This is a genomic window from Azonexus hydrophilus (assembly GCF_038368255.1).
Classification (GTDB): Bacteria; Pseudomonadota; Gammaproteobacteria; order Burkholderiales; family Rhodocyclaceae; genus Azonexus; species Azonexus hydrophilus.
Genome location: NZ_CP151406.1, coordinates 1,611,633 through 1,632,641, shown reverse-complemented (window position 1 = coordinate 1,632,641; position 21,009 = coordinate 1,611,633). Strand labels below are relative to the sequence as shown.

Sequence of the window (21,009 nt, the reverse complement as noted above, 5' to 3'; positions counted from 1 at the left end):
GGTCAGACCGCGTCGGTCAGACGGTGGATGATGGCGGATAGTTCTGACTGAATGTCGAGTTGCCCGTCCTGGGCATCGATCAGGCCATCCAGTCCATCGCGCACGGTTTCCAGCAGATAACGCTCCTGTTGCTCGGTCAGGCCGAGATGGACAAAACGTTTTTCCAGCGTTTCCCCCAGGCGATGGATAGCCATCCGGGTTTCGGCCATCGACTGTTTCTGCCGCCCTTCGATGGCCGCGAGCAGCTTGTTGATCCCCGCCAGACTGCCACTGATCGCCGCCTCTCCCTGTTGCCGACGCAGTTCCGCATCCAGTGCCCGCACCCGGGCATCGGCCGCCTCGGCCAGGATGGCCAAATTATCCCGGATCCGCCCTGCCCGTTCGTCGTCCCGCGGCATGTTGCTGACCAGGATAGAGAGACAGGGGTAATTGACAATCATCCGGCTATGGAAGCCGACGATCCGCCCCATGTCGCGCAAGTTGGCGAAGGTGGCGGCTTCGAGGCCACCTGAATCGGGAAACATCCGAACCGCCTGCCCGGGCAGGCGCAGTTCCACTGCGCCGACGAGCTCATATGAAACCAGCGTATCGAGCACCAGTTGCGCCAGTTCTCCAGCCTGCTGGCAACTGTTGAAGCGCTGCAGTGCCTGCAACAGCACGCCCATCTCGCCCATGCTGCTCATTGCCGAAAACGCCGTGCTGCTGGCCGATCCGACCTGCTCCTGCAGTTCGCAACGCTCCTGCAGCAGCGCGCGCAGTTCGGCATTGTTCTGCTCAAGCGCCCGGGTTCTTTCGGCGACGGCGGCTTCCAGTGCGCTGTTCTGGTCGAGCAAGGCCTGTTCGGCAAGCTTGCGGGCAGTGATGTTCTGCAGGGTCTCGATGGCGCCGATGACTTCCCCCCCCGGGCCGAGCACGGGAGCGGCGGTGAAGTACAGCCAGCAGCCCCGTTCTCCGAGCGAAGGAAAGAAACCCTCGGCTTCGTAAGCCCCGACAACCACCTCGGAAGCCTTGCAGTGCCCGGCCTCGTAGTTGCGCATGGCCTGCTCGATCTCGCCGGCAACGATGTAATCAGCGAGTATGGGGCGCGGCGCCGCGTAAAAGCCACGCCAGTGATCGCTGCTACCGATGATTTCAGCTGCCGGAATACCGGTCACCAGTTCGCAGGCGCGATTCCAGTGGGTGACGCGATGTTGCCCGTCGATCACGAATGTCGCCACCGGACTCCCCTGCAACAGGGAATCAAGCACTTCCGGCACAAACTCCGGCGGGTTGAAACGGGGGCTGACGATGACCAAGGCGACACCTCATAAGTTACATAATCGTCAAATACATTAAATCAAAACAATGCAAATATCAATATTTTTGTTATTTGACATAATTTTGACACATTGTTGTGCTAAATTGCCTCGCGCCAAGCATGGCCGGGGAAAATCCCTAAGCCTGCCGATGACGAGCTTGTGGCAAACTTCCGCCATGCATGCATTTCCCCATCTCTCCGCCATCGACTGGCTGGCACTGACCGTGTTTTTTGCCAGTTGGGCCGGCTACGCCTGGTTTTCGGAACACAGCGTGCGCGGTGCCGGCGGGCTGATCCGGACCAGCCAGCGCTACCGGCTGGAATGGGCTTACCGCATGCTCGAACGCGATGTCCGGGTGACCGACTCGACGCTGATCGGCAACCTGATGACCAGCGTCTCGTTCTACGCCAACACCACCATTTACATCATCGCCGGCCTGTTCGCCGCCCTCGGCGCCGCCGACACGCTGCTCGGCGTGGCGGCCGACCTGCCCTTCGCCGGGCCGGGCAGCCGCGAATTGCTGGAGATCAAGCTGATCCTGGTACTCGGCAGTTTCGTCTTCGCCTACTTCAAGTTCACCTGGTCGCTGCGCCAGTTCAACCTGCTGTCCATCCTCGTCGGCGCCGCGCCAACCGGGGCGACCGGCGACCCGGCCATCGACGCCTACGCCCGGCAGGTCGCCGGTGCCAACAACCTGGCCGGCGACGATTTCAACCGCGGCATCCGGGCCTATTATTTCGGCCTGGCCGCTGCCGGCTGGCTGTTCCATCCGCTGATCCTGGCGCTCGCTGCCCTGCTGGTGTGTGTCGTGCTGTATCGCCGCGACTATCGCTCGGCCGCCCTCGACGTCCTGCGCGGCAAAGCCTGACCATGCAGAAGAACGCACTGGCCGGCGTCGGCTTCGGCCTGCTCGCCTATGGTATCTGGGGATTTTTCCCGCTGTACTTCCATCAGCTCAATCATGTCGCGCCGATGGACATCCTCGCCAACCGCGCCTTGTGGGCCTGCGTCTTCGTCGCCCTGCTGCTGATGCTCAGCCGCCAATGGCACAAGGTCCGGCAGATTTTCGGCAAGCCGCGCCAGATCGCCATGCTCAGCCTGGCGGCACTGCTGGTCGGCAGCAACTGGCTGGTTTTCCTGTGGGCGGTCGGCAACCAGCAAGTGGTCGAGTCGAGCCTGGGTTATTTCCTGACGCCCATCGTCAACGTGCTGCTCGGCCTGCTGGTGCTCAAGGAACGGCTCAACGGCAAGGAATGGCTGGCCATCGGCCTGGCCGTCGCCGGTCTGGTCAATGAAATCGTCACCCTCGGCGGTCTGCCCTGGGTATCGCTGTTCCTGGCCGGCACCTTCGGCACTTACGGCCTGGTGCGCAAGCAGGTGCCGGTCGATGCCCTGCCCGGCCTGTGGCTGGAAACCCTGGTCATGCTGCCGCTGTGTTTCGCCTACGCGATCTGGCAGGCCAACAGCGGGCATACGGTGTTCGTCCTGGATACGCCCTCGACCACGCTCTGGCTGATCGGCGCCGGCATCCTCACCGCCCTGCCGCTGATCGCCTTCGCCGCCGCCACCCAACGCCTGAACCTGGCCACCGTCGGCATGCTGATGTACATCAACCCGACCATGCAGTTCCTGACCGCCATCTACATTTTCGGCGAACCGCTGCAGACCGGAAAACTGCTCAGTTTCGCGCTGATCTGGCTAGGCCTGCTGGTGTTCAGCTGGAGCATGTGGCAGAAACGCCAGGGCGCCTAGCGGTTGGCCCGGGTGTAGCCCATCATCGCTTCCGGGACGCTGTCCAGCGGCATCACCTGATCGGCCGCGCCCAGCTTGATGGCCTCGCGGGGCATGCCGAAGACCACGCAACTGGCTTCGTCCTGGGCGATGGTGTGGGCGCCGGCATCGTGCATTTCCTTGAGTCCGCGGGCACCGTCGTCGCCCATGCCGGTCAGGATGATGCCCAGCGCGTTGGCACCGGCAAATTTGGCGACCGAACGGAACAGCACATCGACCGACGGCTTGTGGCGATTGACCAGTGGCCCGTCGACCACCTCGACCAGGTATTGCGCACCGCTACGCTTGAGCATCATGTGCCGGCCGCCGGGGGCGATCAGCGCCCGACCGGGCATGACCCGGTCGCCGTCGCGCGCTTCGCGCACTTCGATCTCGCAGATGCTGTTCAGGCGTTCGGCGAACATGGCGGTGAATTTCTCGGGCATGTGCTGGACGATGACGATGCCCAGGCAGGTCGCCGGCAGGCGTGTCAGGATGGCCTCCAGGGCCTGGGTGCCGCCGGTCGAGGTGCCGATGGCGATCAACTGGTCGGTGGTGCGCGCCATGGCGGTCGGCGTGCCGGAAGCCAGGACGGCGTCGGCGGTCAGTTTCGGGCGATTCAGCGGTGCCGCCGTACCGCTGCGCGGCAGCGCGCGCAGGTTGGCCTTGGCGGCGGTACGCACCGCCTGGACGATGTCGTTGGATGAATCTTCGAGAAAAGCCTTGAGACCGGCCTTGGGCTTGGTGATGATGGTCACCGCGCCGGCCGCCATGGCGTCGAAAGTCGCCTGGGCGCCGCTTTCGGCCAGCGACGAGCAGATGATCACCGGCGTCGGCCGCTCGGTCATGATCTTGCGCAGGAAGGAGATGCCATCCATGCGCGGCATCTCGATATCGACGATCAGCACATCCGGCCAGCAGGCCCGCAGCTTGTCCACGGCAAACACCGGGTCGGACGCGGTGGCAACCACCTCGATGCCCGGCTCCCGCGAAAGTGCCTGGGAAATGACCTGGCGCACCAGCGCCGAGTCGTCGACGATCATTACCTTGATGTTTCCTGCCATGTCCGTCAGTCTTTTTGGTAAATGGTCGGACGAACCTGGGTCAGTCCGCAGGAAATGCCGTTCAGCGTTTCCGAATGACCAATGATGAAATACCCACCCGGCTGCAGGCGCGGCAGAAGATTGCCCACCACCTTGCGCTTGGTTTCCATGTCGAAATAGATCATCACGTTGCGCAGGAAGATCACGTCGAAACGGCCGATGTCGGCGGTGATTTCCTGGGTCAGGTTGATGTGGTGAAAAGTGCAGCGGCTGCGCAGGGTCGGCGAGATCAGGAAGGTGCCGGCCTGGCTGCGCACCCCCTTGAGGCAGTACTTGCCGAGCAGAGCCGGCGGAATGCCCTCGTTACGCTCGATCGGATAATGCCCGCGCCGAGCCTTCTCCAGCACCTGCGTGCTGATGTCCGAGCCGACGATCTCCCAGGGCGCATCCTTCAGGTTCTCGGCCAGCAGCATGGCCAGGGTGTAGGCCTCCTCGCCGGTCGAACTGGCTGCGCTCCAAACCCGGAAGGTCGACGGGCTGCGCCGGTTGGCGAGGATTTCTTCGCGCAGGAAGTCGAAATGTTTGGGTTCGCGGAAGAAATAGGTTTCGTTGGTGGTCAGCAGATCGACCATGGTCTGCAGTTCTTCCGGATGTTCGCCGGTAGCGAGCATGCGGTAATACTGGCTGAAGTTATCCAGTTGATAGTAGCGCAGGCGTTTCTGCAGACGACCGACGAGCAGCACCTTCTTGGCGTCGGACAGGCTGATGCCGGCAAGCTTGTAGATCAGGCGCTGGAACAGCCCGAATTCCTGATCGGTGATTGCGGATTCGCTCATCAGAACAACTCGATTTTCTTGCCGGCAGGCTGCGCCGGCTTGTTGAGCAGGGATTCGGCGTAGGCCTGTTCCTCGCGACGCAGGGATTCCTGGCTGACCAGGCTGGACGTGACCCGCTTGCAGTAAGCGTCGCCGGTAGCCGGAACCAGCAGGATCTTGCGCGACCACGGACCGAGGAAGTCGGAAGCCACCAGCGGAATGCCTTCGCGGTCCAGCCATTCATGGGCAAAATCGGCGTTGCGCTTGCCCACCGCCGGCGCCCCCTGAACCGTGGTGTCGATCACCGCACCGCCGCCGAAGGCCTTGGCCTGCATGCGGTGCTTGGCCGCACCGCGCTGCAGCATGCCGTTGAGCAGGGCTTCCATGCAGGCGTCGCCAGCCAGCAGTACATCTTCGTCGGCGTGCGCGCCGCGCTTCATCTGCGGCAGCATGAAGTGATTCATCCCGGCAATCGGCAGTACCGGATCAAACAGGCAGACCGCCACACAGGAGCCGAGCAGCGTGGAAATCGGCCGCTCGCGCTCGACCGCCCACTCGCCGGGCCGGATGCTGCGCGACAGACGTTCGATATCCCGGGTGCTCAGACTGCTGTAATCGGTCATCGACGTCCTTGCCCGCGCCCTTGCTCGACGGTGAAGAAGTCCATCAATTCCTGCAGTTGCCCGGCCTGCCCGCCCAGTTCCTCGGCCGTGGCGGCCAGTTCTTCCGAGGCCGAAGCATTCTGCTGGGTCGCCTTGTTCAACTGGCCCATGGCCTGGTTGATCTGGGCCACGCCCGACGATTGCTCCTGGCTGGCCGAGGCAATCTCCTGGACCAGATCCGAGGTCTTCTGGATGTTCGGCACCATGGCTTCGAGCAACTGGCCGGCGCTTTCCGCCATCTTGACCGACGAACCGGCCAATTGACCAATTTCCTGCGCCGCCACCTGGCTGCGTTCGGCCAGCTTGCGCACTTCCGCCGCGACCACGGCAAAGCCCTTGCCGTGCTCGCCGGCGCGGGCCGCCTCAATCGCCGCATTCAGCGCCAGCAGGTTGGTCTGGTAGGCGATGTCGTCGATGATGCCGATCTTGCCGGCAATCGACTTCATCGCCTCGACGGTCCGGTTGACCGCCTCGCCACCGTCGCCAGCCTCGGTCGCCGCGCGCGTGGCAATGCCGTCGGTGACCTTGGCATTGTCAGTGTTCTGGGTGACCGATGCGGTCATCTGCTCCAGTGAGGCCGTAGTTTCCTCGACCGAAGCCGCCTGCTCGGACGATGCCTGGCTCAACGACTGGGCCGTTGCCGAGACCTGGCCGGCGGCATTGGACAAGGCGTCAGCGGCGACGATGATCTGGGCAATGGTGTCGGAAAGCTTGTTCAGCGTGTTGTTCAGGGCCGTCTGCAGGGTAGCGAAATCGCCCTGGTAGGCCTCGGTGATGCGCGGGCTCATGTCGCCCCGCTCCATCGCCGCCAGCACCCGCTGGACATCCTGGATCGGCGTCACGACGGCATCCAGGGTTGCATTGACGCCTTCGACAATCCTGCGGAAGTCGCCCTGGTGCAGGCCGGCGTCGGCGCGCGTCGCCAGCTTGCCAGCGACCGCAGCGGCCGACAGCATGTTGGCATCGTCGACCAGTTTGTTGACCGCAGCGATACAGGTGTTCAGGTTGTTCTTCAGCGTGTTGAAATCGCCGTTGTAGTTATCGGTGATGCGCGGCGGAATATCGCCACGGGCAATCCGGTCCACGTAGCTGGCAGCGACGTTGAGCGGCCCGATCACAGCGTCGAGCGTGCGGTTCACGCCGTCGACGATGCGCTTGAAATCCCCGGCATGACGGCTGGCGTCGGCGCGCGTCGACAGCTTGCCCTCGATCGCTGCCGTACTCAGCATGGCAGCGTCGGCGACCAGCTTGTTGACCGCCTCGACGCAGGTGTTCAGGTTGTTCTTGATGACGTTGAAATCACCGTGATAGGGGTCGGTGATCGGCGGCGGAATGTCGCCCTTGGAAATCCGGTCAACATAGTTGGCGGCGACGTTGAGCGGCCCGATGACCGCATCCAGGGTCTGGTTGATGCCGGCGATGATGCTGGCGTACTCACCCGGATGCCGCGAGGCATCGGCACGCACCGACAGATCGCCCTGCAGGGCGGCAGCGACCAGGGCCTGGGCGTCGTGGTCCATGCTGATCAGCACCTGCTGGATTTCCGCCAGCGACGCCTGGACGGCACCGAGTTCGTCCTTGCGGTCGACCTCGATCTGGCGCGAGAAATCGCCGGCCGCCAGACGGCTGACACTGCCTTGCGCCGAGCCCAGACCACGCACCAGACGGATCATCACCCAGAGGAAGAGGATGTTGAACAACACACCGACCAGGACGACCGCGACCCCCATGCCCAGCGACCAGCGCGCCGCGGCGCGCAAAGCTTCGACCTTGGCGCTCAGGTCGCCGACCAGATGATCCTCGACCACCTTCATGGCGTCGATCTTGTCGGTAATGATCTTGAACCAATGGGCCGGCTCGACCTCGAAACCGCCTTCGTTGACCTTGTCGAAAACCCGCTGGCGGATCTGCTCGACCTCGCCGTTTACTGGCCCGGCCAGCAGTCCGGAAAGCTCATCGACACGGGCCGGGTCGGCCACCGAGAGGAACTGCTTGACGTAGGCGCCCTGCGCCGCCACCACGCTGGCCAGGGTCCGGAACTGGGGCAAGGCAACCGGCGCGTTGGCAGTGAGGATGCCATTGACCGTGGCCCGCTCGCGCCCGGCGTTTTCCTTGGCGCGCAGGAACAGATCGAGCGCGGTCAGCGCCTTGCTGGTGATGTCCTGGTCGCTGATCTTGCCACTCTCGGTGACCATGTCGAGCAACTGATCGATGGTGTTCGAGTAATAGACAAACGACGCCGGCGGCTGCATCTGCAGACCGTCGATCGCCCGCCGCGTCTCGGCAAGTTGCTTCATGGCCTTCAGGCTGGCGTCAAGCTTGCCGCGGACACTGTCGCCCAGGCGCGCAACGTCGATTTCGGCCTGCAGGGTCTCGAATTCCTTGAACACGAGATCGCTCAACTGGCGTTGACTGGTCAAGGTATCGCGGAAACGCTCGCCGCGCGAGGACAGGAAACCAGCCGACAACCCGCGCTCCTTCTGCAGTTCGTGGGCCAGGCTGCCACTGGTGATGGCGATCTTCTGCGCATCGGCTACATCGTCGAGCGACTTCAACTGCTGCCAGTCGCTGAGGATGGCCGAAATGGCGTAGTACAGCAGCGCCGCGGTCAATGCCCAGAAAACCGTGAACAGCTGGGTCTTCAATGAATGCAATCGGCTGATCTGAAAGGCCATGTTGTCTCTCCGCGTTATTTTTATGTTTGTTTCGGGTACCGTCGCCGGTACCCGGGGTCAGAACTTTTCGAAATCGGCCTCGTCGAGCACCGCGACCGCGCGCCGCGCACTCGCCGTCGCCGCGACAGGGCGTCTGGACGCAGTCGCTGCCGGGTTTCTGGCAGGCGATGGCGAACGTCCCGGCTGCACCGAGAAGAAACTCATCAATTCCTGCAACTGGCCGGCCTGGCCGCCCAGTTCCTCGGCGGTTGCCGCCAGTTCCTCGGACGCCGAAGCATTCTGCTGGGTCGCCTTGTTCAACTGCCCCATGGCGTTGTTGATCTGGGCGACGCCGACTGACTGCTCCTGCGATGACGAAGCGATTTCCTGGACCAGATCAGAAGTCTTCTGGATGCTCGGCACCATTTCCTGCAGCAGGTTGCCCGCCCGCTCGGCCATCTTGACGCTGGAACCGGCCAGCTGACCGATTTCCTGCGCCGCCACCTGGCTGCGTTCGGCCAGCTTGCGCACTTCCGCCGCCACCACGGCAAAACCCTTGCCATGCTCGCCGGCGCGTGCCGCCTCGATGGCCGCATTCAGCGCCAGCAGGTTGGTCTGGTAGGCGATGTCGTCGATGATGCCGATCTTGTCGGCAATCGACTTCATCGCCTCGACCGTCTTGCCGACCGCGTCGCCGCCCTCGACCGCTTCACTGGCCGACTTGGTCGCCATGTTGTCGGTGACCTTGGCGTTTTCGGTGTTCTGTTCGACCGATGCCGTCATCTGCTCCAGCGAGGCCGTGGTTTCCTCGACCGAAGCGGCCTGCTCGGAAGAGGATTGCGACAGCGACTGCGCTGTTGCCGAAACCTGGCCGGCGGCATTCGACAGGGCGTCGGCAGCAGTGATGATCTGGGCCACCGTTTCCGACAGGCGGGCAATCGTGTTGTTGAGCGCCTGCTTGAGCACGTCGAAATCGCCGTTGTAGGACGCGCTGATGCTCTGGGTCATGTCGCCCTTTTCCATCGCGGCCAGCACGCGCTGGACATCCTGAATCGGCGTCACCACCGCGTCCAGCGTGGCGTTGACTCCTTCGACGATACGACGGAAATCGCCCTGGTGCTGGCCGGCATCGGCGCGCGTATCGAGCTTGCCGGCGACGGCCGCCGCCGACAGCATGTTGGCATCGGCAATCAGTTTGTTGACCGCCTCGATGCAGGTGTTCAGGTTGTTCTTGATGTTGTTGAAATCGCCGTTGTAGCTGTCGGTGATCCTGGCCGGGATATCGCCCTTGGAAATGCGGTCGACGTAGTTGGCGGCCACGTTCAGGGGGCCGATCACCGCATCCAGGGTATCGTTGACACCCTCGACGATCTTGCGGAAATCGCCCTGGTGACGGGTGGCATCGGCCCGGGTCGACAGCCGCCCTTCGACAGCGGCGACGGAAAGCGTCCGCGCATCGGCAACCAGCCGGTTGACGGCCGCGATGCAGGTATTCAGATTGTTCTTGATGGCATTGAAATCGCCGTTGTAGCTGTCCGTAATTGCCGGCGGGATATCCCCCTTCGAGATACGGTCCACATAACTGGCGGCCACGTTCAGGGGTCCGATCACCGCATCCAGCGTGTGATTGATGCCATCGACAATGGCCCGGTATTCGCCGTGATGCTTTTGCGCATCGGCCCGTACCGACAGTTCGCCGGCAACCGCCGCTTCGCCCAGGCGGCGCGTATCCTGCACCATTTCCTGCACAGCACGCTGTACCGATGCCACGGCACGAACCACCTCGGCGACCTCGTTCCTGTCCTCACTGGCCAGCTTGAAGTTGAGGTCACCAACCGCCATCTTGTGCGCAGCCTGCACCACCTCGCCAAGTGGCCGGGTAATACTGCGGATGATCAGCCAGCCCAGCACAATGGCCAGCAGGATGGCTGCCGCACCGAGGGTCAAGGTCAGAGAGCGTGCCCGCTCCCCCTGCGCCGAAGCCTGCTCGTAGAGTATTCTGGCGCTGTCATTGTAAAAATTATTGAGCTTGGCAATGGCTTCCTGGAACTGTGCTGCCTTGGGATTCATTTGCTGCAACAGCAGCACATTGGCCTGATAGAAGTCACCGGCCTGCAACAGGCGGACCGTCGGATCAAGGGCTTCCGTCAGGTAGACATTGGCAGCCGACTCGACATTCGCCAGCAGTTGGCGCTCCTCGTCACCCATGCTGTGTTGCTTGATTTCCGCCAAGGCTTCGATCAACTGCGCCCGCGCCTTGCCTATCGTTTCGATGTGCATGGTAGTCGGATGATCGTGCAGCTTGACGAACTCGGACTTTGGATCGTGCTGCAAGGTCAGCAGACTCTGGATTCGGGTATCGGCGACCATCCGCTGCAAGCGGCCGGCGAGCCGGGTCGGCTTGAGTTTTTCTTCGTTGGTAACCTGCAGGTCCTGCCGCGATGTCTCGAGGCCACGCAAGGCGGCAAAGGAAATCACGAACAGGAAACCAAGAATGATGGTCAGCAGGATGACCAGGCGCGAACCCACCTTCATGTTATTCAGCATGATGCCCTCCCTCTTTGACTCAGGCCGCTTCGCTGGCGCTGCTTTCGCCGATCTGGGTCAGCATGGCAATTTCCTCGACCGAGAGCACGCGGGCCACGTCGAGGATGATGACGAACTTGCCGCCGACCTTGCCCATCCCGGAAATGAAATCGGTACGGATCTTGGCGCCGAAGCTCGGCGGCGGCTCGATATCGGAACGCGGAATTTCCAGCACTTCCGAAACGGCATCGACCATCACGCCGATATCGTGTTTCTGATCGTCCTGTTCAAGCTCGACGATGACGATGCAGGTCCGCCGCGCCACCTGCGACGATTTCCCGCCAAACCGGCAGGACAGATCGATGACCGGCACCACCGCGCCGCGCAGGTTGATCACCCCGCGGATGAAGCCCGGCATCATCGGAATTTCGGTGACCGTGCCGTATTCGATGATTTCCTTGACGTTGAGGATGGCGACGGCAAACATCTCGCCGCCCAGCGTGAAGGTCAGGTACTGCTGCGGTGCGCTGTCGGCGGCCAGTTCGGCCACCGATTTTCCGGATTTTCCAGCGCTCTGGACAACTTGTCCCATGATGGCCCCCTAAATCAAAATTTCTCGAAATCGGACTCGTCCAGAACCGCCGTCACCGTGCGCGTCGGCGCACTGCGCGGGGCGCTGACGCTGCGAGCAACCGGTGCGCTGTAAGCGGATTTGCGGGAGAAACCGACCGTGCCCTGTTCGACGGTAAAGAAGCCCATCAACTGCTGCAACTGGCCGGCCTGACCGCCCAGTTCCTCAGCGGTTGCCGCCAGTTCCTCAGACGCCGAAGCATTCTGCTGGGTCGCCTTGTTCAGTTGTCCCATGGCGTTGTTGATCTGGGCGACACCGCTGGACTGCTCCTGCGAGGCCGAGGCAATTTCCTGGACCAGATCCGACGTCTTCTGGATGCTCGGCACCATTTCCTGCAACAGGCTGCCCGCCCGCTCGGCCATCTTGACGCTGGAACCGGCCAGTTCGCCGATTTCCTGTGCCGCGACCTGTGAACGCTCGGCCAGCTTGCGCACTTCCGCCGCCACCACGGCAAAGCCCTTGCCGTGCTCGCCGGCACGCGCCGCCTCGATCGCTGCGTTCAGCGCCAGCAGGTTGGTCTGGTAGGCGATGTCGTCGATGATGCCGATCTTGTCGGCAATCGACTTCATCGCATCGACCGTCTTGCCAACCGCGTCGCCGCCCTCGACCGCTTCCTTGGCCGACTTGGTCGCCATGTTGTCGGTGACCTTGGCGTTTTCCGTATTCTGGGACACCGAAGCCGTCATCTGTTCCAGGCTGGCCGTCGTTTCCTCGACCGACGCAGCCTGCTCCGACGACGACTGGGACAAGGACTGGGCGGTGGCCGAGACCTGACCCGAGGCGTTGGACAAGGCATCGGCCGCGGTGATGATCTGGCCGATGGTTTCGGACAGACGGGCAATGGTGTTATTGAGCGCGTCCTTCAGCGTGGCGAAGTCACCCTGATAAGGCTTGGTGATCGTCTGCGTCATGTCACCCTGCTCCATCGCTGCCATCACGCGCTGCACATCCTGGATCGGCGAAACCACGGCGTCCAGCGTGTCGTTGACGCCCTGAACGATCTTTCGGAAATCGCCCTCGTGCTGGCTGGCGTCGGCACGTGTTTCCAGCTTGCCGGCGACGGCTGCCGCCGACAGCATGTTGGCGTCGGCGACCAGCTTGTTGACCGCCTCGATACAGGTATTCAGGTTGTTCTTGATGGTATTGAAATCACCGTTGTACGAATCGGTGATGCAATCCGGGATGTCGCCCTTGGAGATACGGTCCACATAATGCGCCGCGACGTTGAGCGGCCCGATGACCGAATCCAGGGTGTCGTTCACGCCCTTGACCACGCGCTGGAAATCACCTTGATGCCGGCTGGCATCGGCACGCGTCGACAGCTTGCCTTCAACAGCGGCCTGCGACAGCATCGCCGCATCGGCCACCAGGGCATTGATGGCGTCGATACAGGTATTCAGGTTGTTCTTGATGACATTGAAGTCACCGTTGTAGCTGTCGGTGATCTTGGCCGGAATCGCACCGCGGGAAATATCGTCGACATACTTCGCCGCCACGTTGAGCGGGCCGATCACGGCATCGAGCGTGTTGTTCACGCCGACCACGATTCGCTGGTACTCGCCTTGGTACTGGCTGGCGTCGGCGCGCGTTGCCAGCTTGCCATCGACAGCCGCCTGGGCCAGACGGCCGGCTTCAGCGCTCATGTTGCGCACGGCGGTCACCGCCTTGTCCAGCGAACGCAGTACCTGGCCGACCTCATCCTTGGCGCTGGCATCGATCTTCATCGACAGGTCGCCGGCGGCGATCTTGTCGGCGATCACCACCGCTTCGCCGACCGGACGGGTGATGCTGCGCGTGATGACGAAACCGAAGATCGCGGTCAGCAAGGCGGCGATGACCGCCAGCGTCAGCATCAGGTTTTCGCCACTCTGTGCCAGTTCGGTTGCCTCGCGACCAGTCTGTTCGACCATGTTCGACTGGTATTTGATCAGCTCCTGCAGGGCGCCGATGTAGTCCGCCTGCGCCTTGCGCATGGTGCTGGTCAGGACCGCGACACCTTCGTCACGCTGCCCTGCACGCAGGAAGCCCGAGAGTTTCTGTAATTCACCCACGTAGGCGGCACGAACCGTAGCGACGGTCTTCAGGATTTCCCGATCCGTCTCGCTGGTTGCCGTCTTGTTCAGTTGTTCGAGTCGCTCCGTGATGATCCTGCTTTGCTCGGGAATCCGGTCTAGCTCACGGGCGGCCTCCTCCTTGGAAGCGGCCAGCGCAGCATTGCGGACCACCCGTGCCACCACGTTGAGAGCATCAATGACGTCGTTGGCCTGAACCGTTTTCGGATATTTATCCTGAACCAGATCCTGGACCTGCATCTCGAGCGCAACGAGACGGCTGTAGCCAATCACCGCAATGGCAATCAACAAGACCAGGGTGACCGTGAAGCCGATCCCGAGCCGGACACCGATTTTAAGATTGTTCAACATGAAGAACTCCTGAATCGAACCTGACGAAAACTGAAGGGGTTAATTGGCCGCTGTCGAGCGGGGCAAGGCATTATTGGCATTCATGTCACGCTCTTCCTGACGCACGTTGCGCTGGACCAGCGCCTGGACATCGAGGATCAGGGCAACTTCCCCAGTTCCCAGGATAGTGGATCCACCAATACCGCGCAGATGGCGGAAGATGGTGGACAAGGGCTTGATCACGGTCTGGAATTCGCCCATCAACTGATCGACGACGATCCCCGCCTTCTGGCCGGCAAACTGGACGACAACGATGTTCTCGCGCGCCGGCCGGTCGCCGCCGATCTCGAACATGTCACGCAAGCGAACGAAAGGCAGGACCTCGCCGCGCAGATTGAGGAAATCGCGGTCTGCCGACGTTTCGGTCAATTCGATGCATTCGATGACCATGTCGAGCGGAATGACGTAGGCGGATTTGCCGACACCAACCAGGAAGCCGTCGATGATCGCCAGCGTCAGCGGCAGACGGATGGTGAAGGTCGTCCCGACGCCTTCGCTCGAACTCACTTCACAACTGCCGCGCAGCCCCTGGATATTGCGGCGTACCACATCCATGCCAACACCGCGACCGGAGATGTTGGTGACCTGCTCGGCAGTCGAGAACCCCGGTTCCCAGATCAGGTTGACGATTTCCTGATCGCTCAGTTGCTGGGTCGGCTGGACCAGCCCCTTGTCGATGGCTTTCTGCAGGATCTTGTCGCGTGGCAGACCACCGCCGTCGTCGACCACCTCGATGACGATGCTGCCCGAATCGTGATAGGCGTTGAGTTCAAGACGACCGTGGCGCGATTTGCCCCGGGCCTCGCGCACATCCGGTTTCTCGATCCCGTGGTCCATGGAATTGCGCACCAGATGCATCAGCGGATCACCGATCTTCTCGACGACCGATTTGTCGAGCTCGGTTTCGGCGCCGGTGATGACCAGATCGATTTCCTTGCCCAGTTCGCGCGAGGCATCGCGGACGACGCGGTTGAAGCGGTTGAAGGTCTCGCCGATCTGGACCATGCGCAGTTGCAGCGCCGAGTCGCGGATGTTTTCGACCAGGCGCGACAAGATGGACGTAGATTCGACCAGCTCGCTCTGACCGCTGCGCTGCGCCAGCAAATTGGCCGAGGCGCCGGCGATGACCAACTCGCCGACCAGATCGATCAACTGATCGAGCTTATCCGCCTGCACCCGGATCAGACGAGCCTCAACCGCTTTCTTCTCGGAGACCTGACTTTGCTTGTTGATCGCAGCATCGATCACTTCCTTGTGTACCACCTTGTGATCGACAAGAATCTCGCCTATCGGCGGCACTTCGCTGCTCCTCCCTGCCACCACGTCGGGCAGACGTCCTTGTTGCTGTGAGGATAGTGCGTCGTCGAGCTCGCCCTGGGTCAGTGCGCCGCAGCGCAACAGGATCTCTCCCAGGCGCATGTCGTCCTCGGGAAGCTCCTTGATCAGTTTGAGATATTCGGCAAGCTTGCTGTTCGGCGGCAGGATGCGTAATTCGCAATCATCGCGGCAGAAGTCGAAGACACGTTCGATCTCGGCTTTCGAGGCGCGCGTCTGCAGACGGATCTCGAAACCCAGATAGCAGGATTCGGGATCCATCTCCGCAGCTTCCGGCATCGCGTCCGGAACAGTCTCCAGTGCCAGTATCTCGCCCAGCGAAGCAAGGAAACGGATAAACGACAAGGGGTCCATGCCACCGCGCAGCATGTGCGGACCGAAGCGCACCGAAATGTGCCAACTGTCGGTATTGACCACGCCCCCACCGGAGGCTTCGACATCGGCCTCAGCTTCGACCACGCTGCCGCCGGAAACCGGCGCTGCCGGCGCCGTATAGGCAACCAACTCCTCGAGCAAGGCATCGCCAGCGGCCTTGACCTCGGCCTCGGGCTCCGGCGCCCCCAACTCGAGCACATCCATCAGGCGCCCAAGATGGTCGCAACAGCGCAGCAGCAAACCGGTCAGATCGCTGGAAACCTGAATATCACCATTGCGCAGGCGATCGAGCACATTCTCCACCTTGTGCATGAAGCCTTCGATGAAGTGGCATTCGATGACACCTGACGCCCCTTTGACGGTATGGGCGGCGCGGAAGATGCCGTTGATGTTGTCCTGGTTGTCCGGTTGCTGTTCCAGTTCGAGCAAGCCACTCTCCATGGCCTGCAACTGCTCCCGACCTTCCTGAATGAATACGCTGGTCAGTTCATCCACGAGTCTGCTCCTTAATGCTGCTCATGCGCGGTAATGACAACCGGGTCACCAAAAAAAGCGGCGAGATTGCAGAAGTCGAGCGTCTGGCGAACCGCCGGACTATGCGCAACGATGGACATCTGCTTGCCCAGTCGAGCGGCTTCGCGCTTGGTCAGAATCAACAACTGCAAACCTGCCGAATCGATTTCGGCAACCTGCGAAAGATCCAGTTCCAGGCCATCCGCACCATCCAGCGCGGCCACCAGCCGCTTTTTCTGGTCGAGCGCGTTGTAGATGGTCATGTCTTCGACAATGACCAAACGGTTGTTGCTCCCCATACGACCTCCGTCAGAACAGTTCGATCTTTGCCGACCCGCCGGCTGCCTTGGCATTCGCGCTGGGCGACTGATGCAAGGCTTCCTGATGACTGACCCGCTGGGCATCCATCACGTACTTTCCGTACAAGTCGTCCAGATGCTCGGCCAGCGGCACATATTCGAAAGTTTCGCCTTCTGCATCGCGAATGCGCCGGGCCAGGGTATCGGCATGCTCGTCGAGCTTGCGCAGGGCGTTGGATACGATTTCGATCTGCTGCCGGGTGATGTCCTGGAACTGAACGCAGGCCAGCACATCCATGAACATCCGGGCCAGTTCCCCGCTGGCCTCGCGAACCGTCCGCAGAACATTGAGATCATGATCGAGCAGGGTCTGGTAACCCTCACCCAGGCTGCCAAGCTGCGCGGAAAATTCGGTCAGGGCCGCACGCTCGCCTTCAACGTTGGAATGCGCAAGCTTGTCCTGGAACTGGGTGCGGATCGAACTGGCAACCCCGTTGATCCCCTCGTTGATCTTGTTGACCGCAACATCGGTCTCGGTCGACAGCTTGCGCACCTCGTCGGCAACAACGGCAAAACCACGCCCGGCTTCGCCGGCACGCGCGGCTTCGATGGCCGCGTTGAGCGCCAGCAGATTGGTCTGGCTGGAAATATCCTTGACCAGCCGCACCAGCGTACCCAGGCCCTGGGCCTCGGTCACGATCTGTTCGATGCGCTGCTGATCGAGTTGAGCTTCCTCGATGCGCTTGCGGATATAGGAATCCATTTTCTCGATCAGCGCACGATTGCCCTGGATATCTTCTTCTGAGTGACTCGCCAGTTCGCTGGATGTCGTGGCCGTTTCGGCGACAAAGTTATCGAGGGTGGTCACCACCGAATCGATCGCCTGCAAACGCTCGGTGATGTCGTAAGCGGCTTTTTCGGTAGCAGCAACGATGCCGTCCAGTTGCTTGCGCAACACTTCGTTGAAATTACGCACACCGGCCAGTTCCCGGGCGACTTCCTCGCTGACCGTCTCGACATTGCTGATCTTGCCGACGATTTCCTCCTGCTGCGTCGTCATCCCCAGCATCGCATCGCGGTACACCGCCAGGGAGACCAGGCGTTGCGCCAGGTAAGCCGCCAGCACCAGGAAGACAGAACCAACGGCATCGCCCAGCGGATTGCTGAATCCCAGGCCGGGCAGCAAGATCTCGTGAAACCATTCGTTGAGTAGGTAGACCACGACGAAGGCAACTGCCGCCACCAGGAGCGCAACGATCAAGCCCCGACGTTTCAGGTTATCGATCGGCATGTCAATGACCTCAGCGCAGGACCAGCTTGATGGTATTCAGCAGTTCGTCCGCGGTCGCGGGCTTGACGATCCAGCCCGACGCACCGGCCGCCTTGGCCTCCAGCTTGCGCGACTGTTGCGACTCGGTGGTCAGGAACAGGATGGGAATGAACTTGTAAGCCGGCAGCTTGCGCACTTCCTTGATCAACTCGATCCCGTTGATGCCGGGCATGTTCAGATCGGTGATCAGCAGGTCGACCTTGACGCCGGCCTGGAATTTCTTCAACGCCTCTTCACCGCTTCCGGCCTTCTCGGTGGCGTAACCCGCCTTGCCGAGAATGTTCGAAATGCTGAGCAGGATGGTGGCTGAATCATCGACTAGGAATATTGTTTTCATTGCGTGCAGACTCTTATTGGGGTTGCTGGGCTGTTCTTGATGCCGCCCGGAGAACGACGAACTTATGGTACAAGCAAAATTAATTATTACAAACCACAAAAACCGCAATATCCAGCAGGTTATTCATAACAATTTCAGCTTTGCCGGAAAGCTCTCAAAAACGCAAGGCATCGGAGAGTGAATCGACCTCCCGCCGGGACTCTTCGAGAATTTCGGTGAGCAATTCCTCGCCGATCAGCAACTCGATTTCGGCACTCCCGCGGGATGGTGAACCACCATCGACCCGGACATGCAGCGGCGACGGGACCGGACACAATTCCTCGGCCAGCAGCAGCGTGTCGCCAAGGGTCGCCGGCGGCATCCCCAGATAACCATCCCAATAGGTGTCGACCGCCGCCCGGATGTTCTCCGGAACATTCAGCACCCGCAGCAGCGGCTCGCCGATCGTGCGCTCGCCGCTTTCGATCCATTCGGCAAAATCGTCGCCGAGGATACCGGGGTAATCCTGGCTGCGCGAAAGCAGGTAAAACCCCGCGACTTCATGGACGATACCGGCGAACATCGCCGCCTCCGGATCGAGCCGGGTAACCCGGCGGGCCAGCACCCGCGCCAGCGCCGCCACATGGGCACTGTGCGCCCACAGTTTCTCCGCCAGTGCGCTGGCGTCCGCCGGTATCGAATTCCCGGCCATCTGCCGCGCGACGACTGCCATGGCCAGGGTGCGCACCGTGGCCAGCCCGATCCTGGCAATGGCCGAGCGCAGATCGTCGATTTCCCGCCCGTAGGGGTTGTAGGCCACCGAATTGGCCAGTGCGACGATGCGCGCCGACAACACCGGCTCGGCCTGCACCAGTTTGGCGACGGCGTCGATGTGGCAATCGGGATCGGCCAGCATGTCGCGGATGCGCAGTGCCAGCCGGACGCTGGTCGGGAAGACCATACCGTGCTCGCTGATCTGCGCAGCTATTGCCGAGAAAACCTGTGCCTTGTCCAAAGATTCCCCTCCGCCATGACGCTAAGGTATCAGATCACCAAGGCTACTGCCACCAGCAAAAACCAGGAAGAGACCCCAGCAAAGGCTTAGCCCGGATTACGACGCAGGGCCATGTGTGCGGCGATCATGCCGGCAATTTCGGCTTCCATACCACTGCCCCGACGGCAGCCAAGCAACAGGTGCAACAGGCCACTGGTAAAGGCCCAGGTATCGCGAGCCACGACTTCCGGTTCAAGCCCGGCCCGCAGATAGCCCTTCTCGGCTGCCAGGCGGTACATACGCAGGATCTTGTCGAGGAATTCCTGCGCCGGCCGACCGACTTCCTGCTCGATACTGGCAAACTCGTCGACGTATTCGCAGCGCGAGATCATGATTTCGAAAACCTCGCGGAATTCAGCATTTTCCACCAGCACCCGGAAAAACTCACGGATCGAACCTTCGATGGCATCCAGCGGATTGTGCAGCGCCGGATTGAAGAGAACGGCATCGGTACTGCCGATCATCGGCGCAAACATGGCGTCGCGCATCGCAAAGAACAGCTCGGCCTTGTCCTTGAAGTGCCAGTACACCGCACCGCGGGTGACGCCAGCTTCGCGGGCGATACGGTCAAGCGAGGAACGACTGACGCCACACGCGTGAAACACACGACGGGCAGCATCGATGATGTCCAGCCGGGTTTGCTCGGCTTCTTCCTTGGTTTTCCTGACCATATTCCTCTCCTGTCACCCTTCGTTCAAGCCTTGGGCGGCGCCATGGTAAACCGCCCGCCCGATAAAACGAAATGTTTTACATACATCCGTGTCTGTATATAATAGCGCAAAAATCACCCGGAGCCCCAACCCCATGAAAACGCTGAAGCCCACCTTGCTTGCCCTGGCCATCTGCACCCTCGGCCTCGCCGCCTGTTCCGATCAACAAGGGGCAGCCGGCCCGCAGATGGGGCCGATGCCGGTGACCGTGCTGGAAATGCAGCCGCGCGCCGTACCCACCTCGATCGAAGTCATGGCGCAGACCGAGGGCGCCCGTGAGACCGAAGTGCGCGCCCGGGTCGGCGGCATCCTGATGCGCCGCCTCTATCAGGAAGGCGAAGTGGTCAAGGCCGGCCAGCCCCTGTTCCAGATCGACCGGGCACCGTACGAGATCGCCCTGGCCGAAGCCCGCGCCCGTGCTGACCAGACGGCACGCGAAAAGCAGCGGCTCAAGGGTCTGGCCGAAGCCAAGGCGATCAGCCAGAAGGACTACGACGATGCCGTGTCGGCCGATGCCGTCGCCCAGGCTGCGCTGCGCCAGGCCGAACTCAACCTGTCATGGACCACCGTGACCGCACCGGTTGCCGGCACCAGCGGCCGCGCCGTGCGTTCCGAGGGCAATCTGGTGAATACTGGCAGCGACAGCCTGCTGACCTCGATCTACCAGACCAACCCGATGTGGGTCAGCTTCTCGCTGGGCGAGAGCGATCTGGCCAAACTGCCGGCCGGCCGTGTCCGCGACGAAGACGTGCGCGGTGTCGAACTGATTCTGGCCAACGGTCAGGTCTATGCTCAGCCGGGCAAACTCAACTTCGTCGCCGCCAATCTCGACACGACCCTCGGTACCCAGGCGCTGCGCGCCGAATTTACCAATCCGGAACAGCAGTTGCTGCCCGGCCAGTTCGTCCGCGTCCGCCTGCTCACCGGTGAACGCGAAGGCGTTTTCCTGGTGCCGCAGACGGCAGTGATCCAGAGCGAGCGCGGCAATCTGGTGATGACCGCCGACGCCGAGAACAAGGTTGCCCCGCGCCCGATCCAGACCGGCGAATGGTTCGGCAAGGACTGGGTGGTGCTCGGTGGCCTGCAGCCCGGCGACAAGGTCATCGTCGACAACCTGATGAAACTGCGTCCCGGCGCCCCGGTCGCACCGCATCCGCCGGCCGCAGCGGGCAAGCCGGCCGGCGCCGCACCTGCAGCCGCGGCCAAGGCCGAGTAA

17 protein-coding genes are annotated in these 21,009 nt (G+C 61.8%); 3 read left to right on the top strand and 14 right to left on the bottom strand.

What is annotated here, in order from left to right; translation table 11 throughout:
• Positions 1–2: 2 nt before the first annotated feature.
• Complete coding sequence (locus AADV58_RS07820) at positions 3–1,295, bottom strand: PAS domain-containing protein (RefSeq protein ID WP_051295506.1); 1,293 nt, start codon at positions 1,293–1,295, stop codon at positions 3–5.
• A 178-nt stretch (positions 1,296–1,473) separates the two neighbouring features.
• On the opposite strand from AADV58_RS07820, the gene AADV58_RS07815 reads away from it, so the two are divergent.
• Together AADV58_RS07815 and rarD are read left to right on the top strand one after the other, a co-directional pair.
• Entirely contained in the window at positions 1,474–2,166 is a 693-nt protein-coding gene (locus AADV58_RS07815; protein WP_028995914.1) for a DUF599 domain-containing protein, read from the top strand.
• Positions 2,167–2,168: 2 nt separating this feature from the next.
• A complete protein-coding gene (rarD, locus tag AADV58_RS07810; RefSeq protein WP_028995915.1) occupies positions 2,169–3,050 on the top strand; it encodes an EamA family transporter RarD in 882 nt (293 codons plus the stop codon).
• On the opposite strand, the gene AADV58_RS07805 is transcribed toward rarD, so the two are convergent.
• The 13 genes from AADV58_RS07805 to AADV58_RS07745 form a co-directional block, all read right to left on the bottom strand.
• Positions 3,047–4,132 carry a protein-glutamate methylesterase/protein-glutamine glutaminase gene (locus AADV58_RS07805; RefSeq protein ID WP_028995916.1) on the bottom strand — a complete coding sequence of 362 codons (1,086 nt, stop codon included), beginning with the start codon at positions 4,130–4,132 and terminating at the stop codon, positions 3,047–3,049. The genes rarD and AADV58_RS07805 overlap by 4 nt on opposite strands.
• Before the next feature lie 5 nt (positions 4,133–4,137).
• Positions 4,138–4,947, bottom strand: a complete 810-nt coding sequence (locus tag AADV58_RS07800; RefSeq protein WP_028995917.1) for a CheR family methyltransferase — start codon at positions 4,945–4,947, stop codon at positions 4,138–4,140.
• Positions 4,947–5,549, bottom strand: coding sequence for a chemotaxis protein CheD (locus AADV58_RS07795; protein WP_028995918.1), 603 nt, complete (start codon positions 5,547–5,549; stop codon positions 4,947–4,949). Before AADV58_RS07795 ends, AADV58_RS07800 begins: the two co-directional genes overlap by 1 nt.
• Positions 5,546–8,263 (bottom strand): nitrate- and nitrite sensing domain-containing protein, encoded by a 2,718-nt coding sequence (locus tag AADV58_RS07790; protein ID WP_341744482.1) that lies wholly within the window; start codon positions 8,261–8,263, stop codon positions 5,546–5,548. Before AADV58_RS07790 ends, AADV58_RS07795 begins: the two co-directional genes overlap by 4 nt.
• Positions 8,264–8,320: 57 nt before the next feature.
• Positions 8,321–10,789 (bottom strand): HAMP domain-containing methyl-accepting chemotaxis protein, encoded by a 2,469-nt coding sequence (locus tag AADV58_RS07785; protein WP_341744481.1) that lies wholly within the window; start codon positions 10,787–10,789, stop codon positions 8,321–8,323.
• A gap of 19 nt (positions 10,790–10,808) precedes the next feature.
• On the bottom strand, positions 10,809–11,360 hold the full coding sequence (locus AADV58_RS07780; protein WP_028995920.1) for a chemotaxis protein CheW: 552 nt from the start codon (positions 11,358–11,360) through the stop codon (positions 10,809–10,811).
• Positions 11,361–11,374: 14 nt separating this feature from the next.
• Positions 11,375–13,822 (bottom strand): methyl-accepting chemotaxis protein, encoded by a 2,448-nt coding sequence (locus tag AADV58_RS07775; protein ID WP_341744480.1) that lies wholly within the window; start codon positions 13,820–13,822, stop codon positions 11,375–11,377.
• 39 nt (positions 13,823–13,861) lie between these two features.
• On the bottom strand, positions 13,862–16,066 hold the full coding sequence (locus tag AADV58_RS07770) for a chemotaxis protein CheA (RefSeq protein ID WP_341744479.1): 2,205 nt from the start codon (positions 16,064–16,066) through the stop codon (positions 13,862–13,864).
• Positions 16,067–16,077: 11 nt separating this feature from the next.
• Entirely contained in the window at positions 16,078–16,383 is a 306-nt protein-coding gene (locus AADV58_RS07765; protein ID WP_341744478.1) for an STAS domain-containing protein, read from the bottom strand.
• A 10-nt stretch (positions 16,384–16,393) separates the two neighbouring features.
• Positions 16,394–17,674 (bottom strand): methyl-accepting chemotaxis protein, encoded by a 1,281-nt coding sequence (locus AADV58_RS07760; protein WP_341744477.1) that lies wholly within the window; start codon positions 17,672–17,674, stop codon positions 16,394–16,396.
• A gap of 10 nt (positions 17,675–17,684) precedes the next feature.
• Positions 17,685–18,050 carry a response regulator gene (locus tag AADV58_RS07755; protein ID WP_028995925.1) on the bottom strand — a complete coding sequence of 122 codons (366 nt, stop codon included), beginning with the start codon at positions 18,048–18,050 and terminating at the stop codon, positions 17,685–17,687.
• 154 nt (positions 18,051–18,204) lie between these two features.
• Positions 18,205–19,044: an HDOD domain-containing protein gene (locus AADV58_RS07750; RefSeq protein ID WP_341744476.1), complete on the bottom strand. Its 840-nt coding sequence runs from the start codon at positions 19,042–19,044 to the stop codon at positions 18,205–18,207.
• 86 nt (positions 19,045–19,130) lie between these two features.
• Positions 19,131–19,754, bottom strand: a complete 624-nt coding sequence (locus AADV58_RS07745; protein ID WP_341744475.1) for a TetR family transcriptional regulator — start codon at positions 19,752–19,754, stop codon at positions 19,131–19,133.
• A 133-nt stretch (positions 19,755–19,887) separates the two neighbouring features.
• Here AADV58_RS07745 and AADV58_RS07740 point away from each other — a divergent pair, with 133 nt between their 5' ends.
• Positions 19,888–21,009, top strand: a complete 1,122-nt coding sequence (locus AADV58_RS07740) for an efflux RND transporter periplasmic adaptor subunit (RefSeq protein ID WP_281984056.1) — start codon at positions 19,888–19,890, stop codon at positions 21,007–21,009.

What these genes read in the sequence shown, in the direction of transcription:
- rarD (WP_028995915.1), top strand. Translation starts at nt 2,169, where the DNA reads ATGCAGAAGAACGCACTGGCCGGCGTCGGCTTCGGCCTGCTCGCCTAT.
- AADV58_RS07775 (WP_341744480.1), bottom strand. Translation starts at nt 13,822, where the DNA reads ATGTTGAACAATCTTAAAATCGGTGTCCGGCTCGGGATCGGCTTCACG.
- AADV58_RS07780 (WP_028995920.1), bottom strand. Translation starts at nt 11,360, where the DNA reads ATGGGACAAGTTGTCCAGAGCGCTGGAAAATCCGGAAAATCGGTGGCC.
- AADV58_RS07745 (WP_341744475.1), bottom strand. Translation starts at nt 19,754, where the DNA reads ATGGTCAGGAAAACCAAGGAAGAAGCCGAGCAAACCCGGCTGGACATC.
- AADV58_RS07805 (WP_028995916.1), bottom strand. Translation starts at nt 4,132, where the DNA reads ATGGCAGGAAACATCAAGGTAATGATCGTCGACGACTCGGCGCTGGTG.
- AADV58_RS07800 (WP_028995917.1), bottom strand. Translation starts at nt 4,947, where the DNA reads ATGAGCGAATCCGCAATCACCGATCAGGAATTCGGGCTGTTCCAGCGC.
- AADV58_RS07760 (WP_341744477.1), bottom strand. Translation starts at nt 17,674, where the DNA reads ATGCCGATCGATAACCTGAAACGTCGGGGCTTGATCGTTGCGCTCCTG.
- AADV58_RS07755 (WP_028995925.1), bottom strand. Translation starts at nt 18,050, where the DNA reads ATGAAAACAATATTCCTAGTCGATGATTCAGCCACCATCCTGCTCAGC.
- AADV58_RS07795 (WP_028995918.1), bottom strand. Translation starts at nt 5,549, where the DNA reads ATGACCGATTACAGCAGTCTGAGCACCCGGGATATCGAACGTCTGTCG.
- AADV58_RS07785 (WP_341744481.1), bottom strand. Translation starts at nt 10,789, where the DNA reads ATGCTGAATAACATGAAGGTGGGTTCGCGCCTGGTCATCCTGCTGACC.
- AADV58_RS07790 (WP_341744482.1), bottom strand. Translation starts at nt 8,263, where the DNA reads ATGGCCTTTCAGATCAGCCGATTGCATTCATTGAAGACCCAGCTGTTC.
- AADV58_RS07765 (WP_341744478.1), bottom strand. Translation starts at nt 16,383, where the DNA reads ATGGGGAGCAACAACCGTTTGGTCATTGTCGAAGACATGACCATCTAC.
- AADV58_RS07740 (WP_281984056.1), top strand. Translation starts at nt 19,888, where the DNA reads ATGAAAACGCTGAAGCCCACCTTGCTTGCCCTGGCCATCTGCACCCTC.
- AADV58_RS07815 (WP_028995914.1), top strand. Translation starts at nt 1,474, where the DNA reads ATGCATGCATTTCCCCATCTCTCCGCCATCGACTGGCTGGCACTGACC.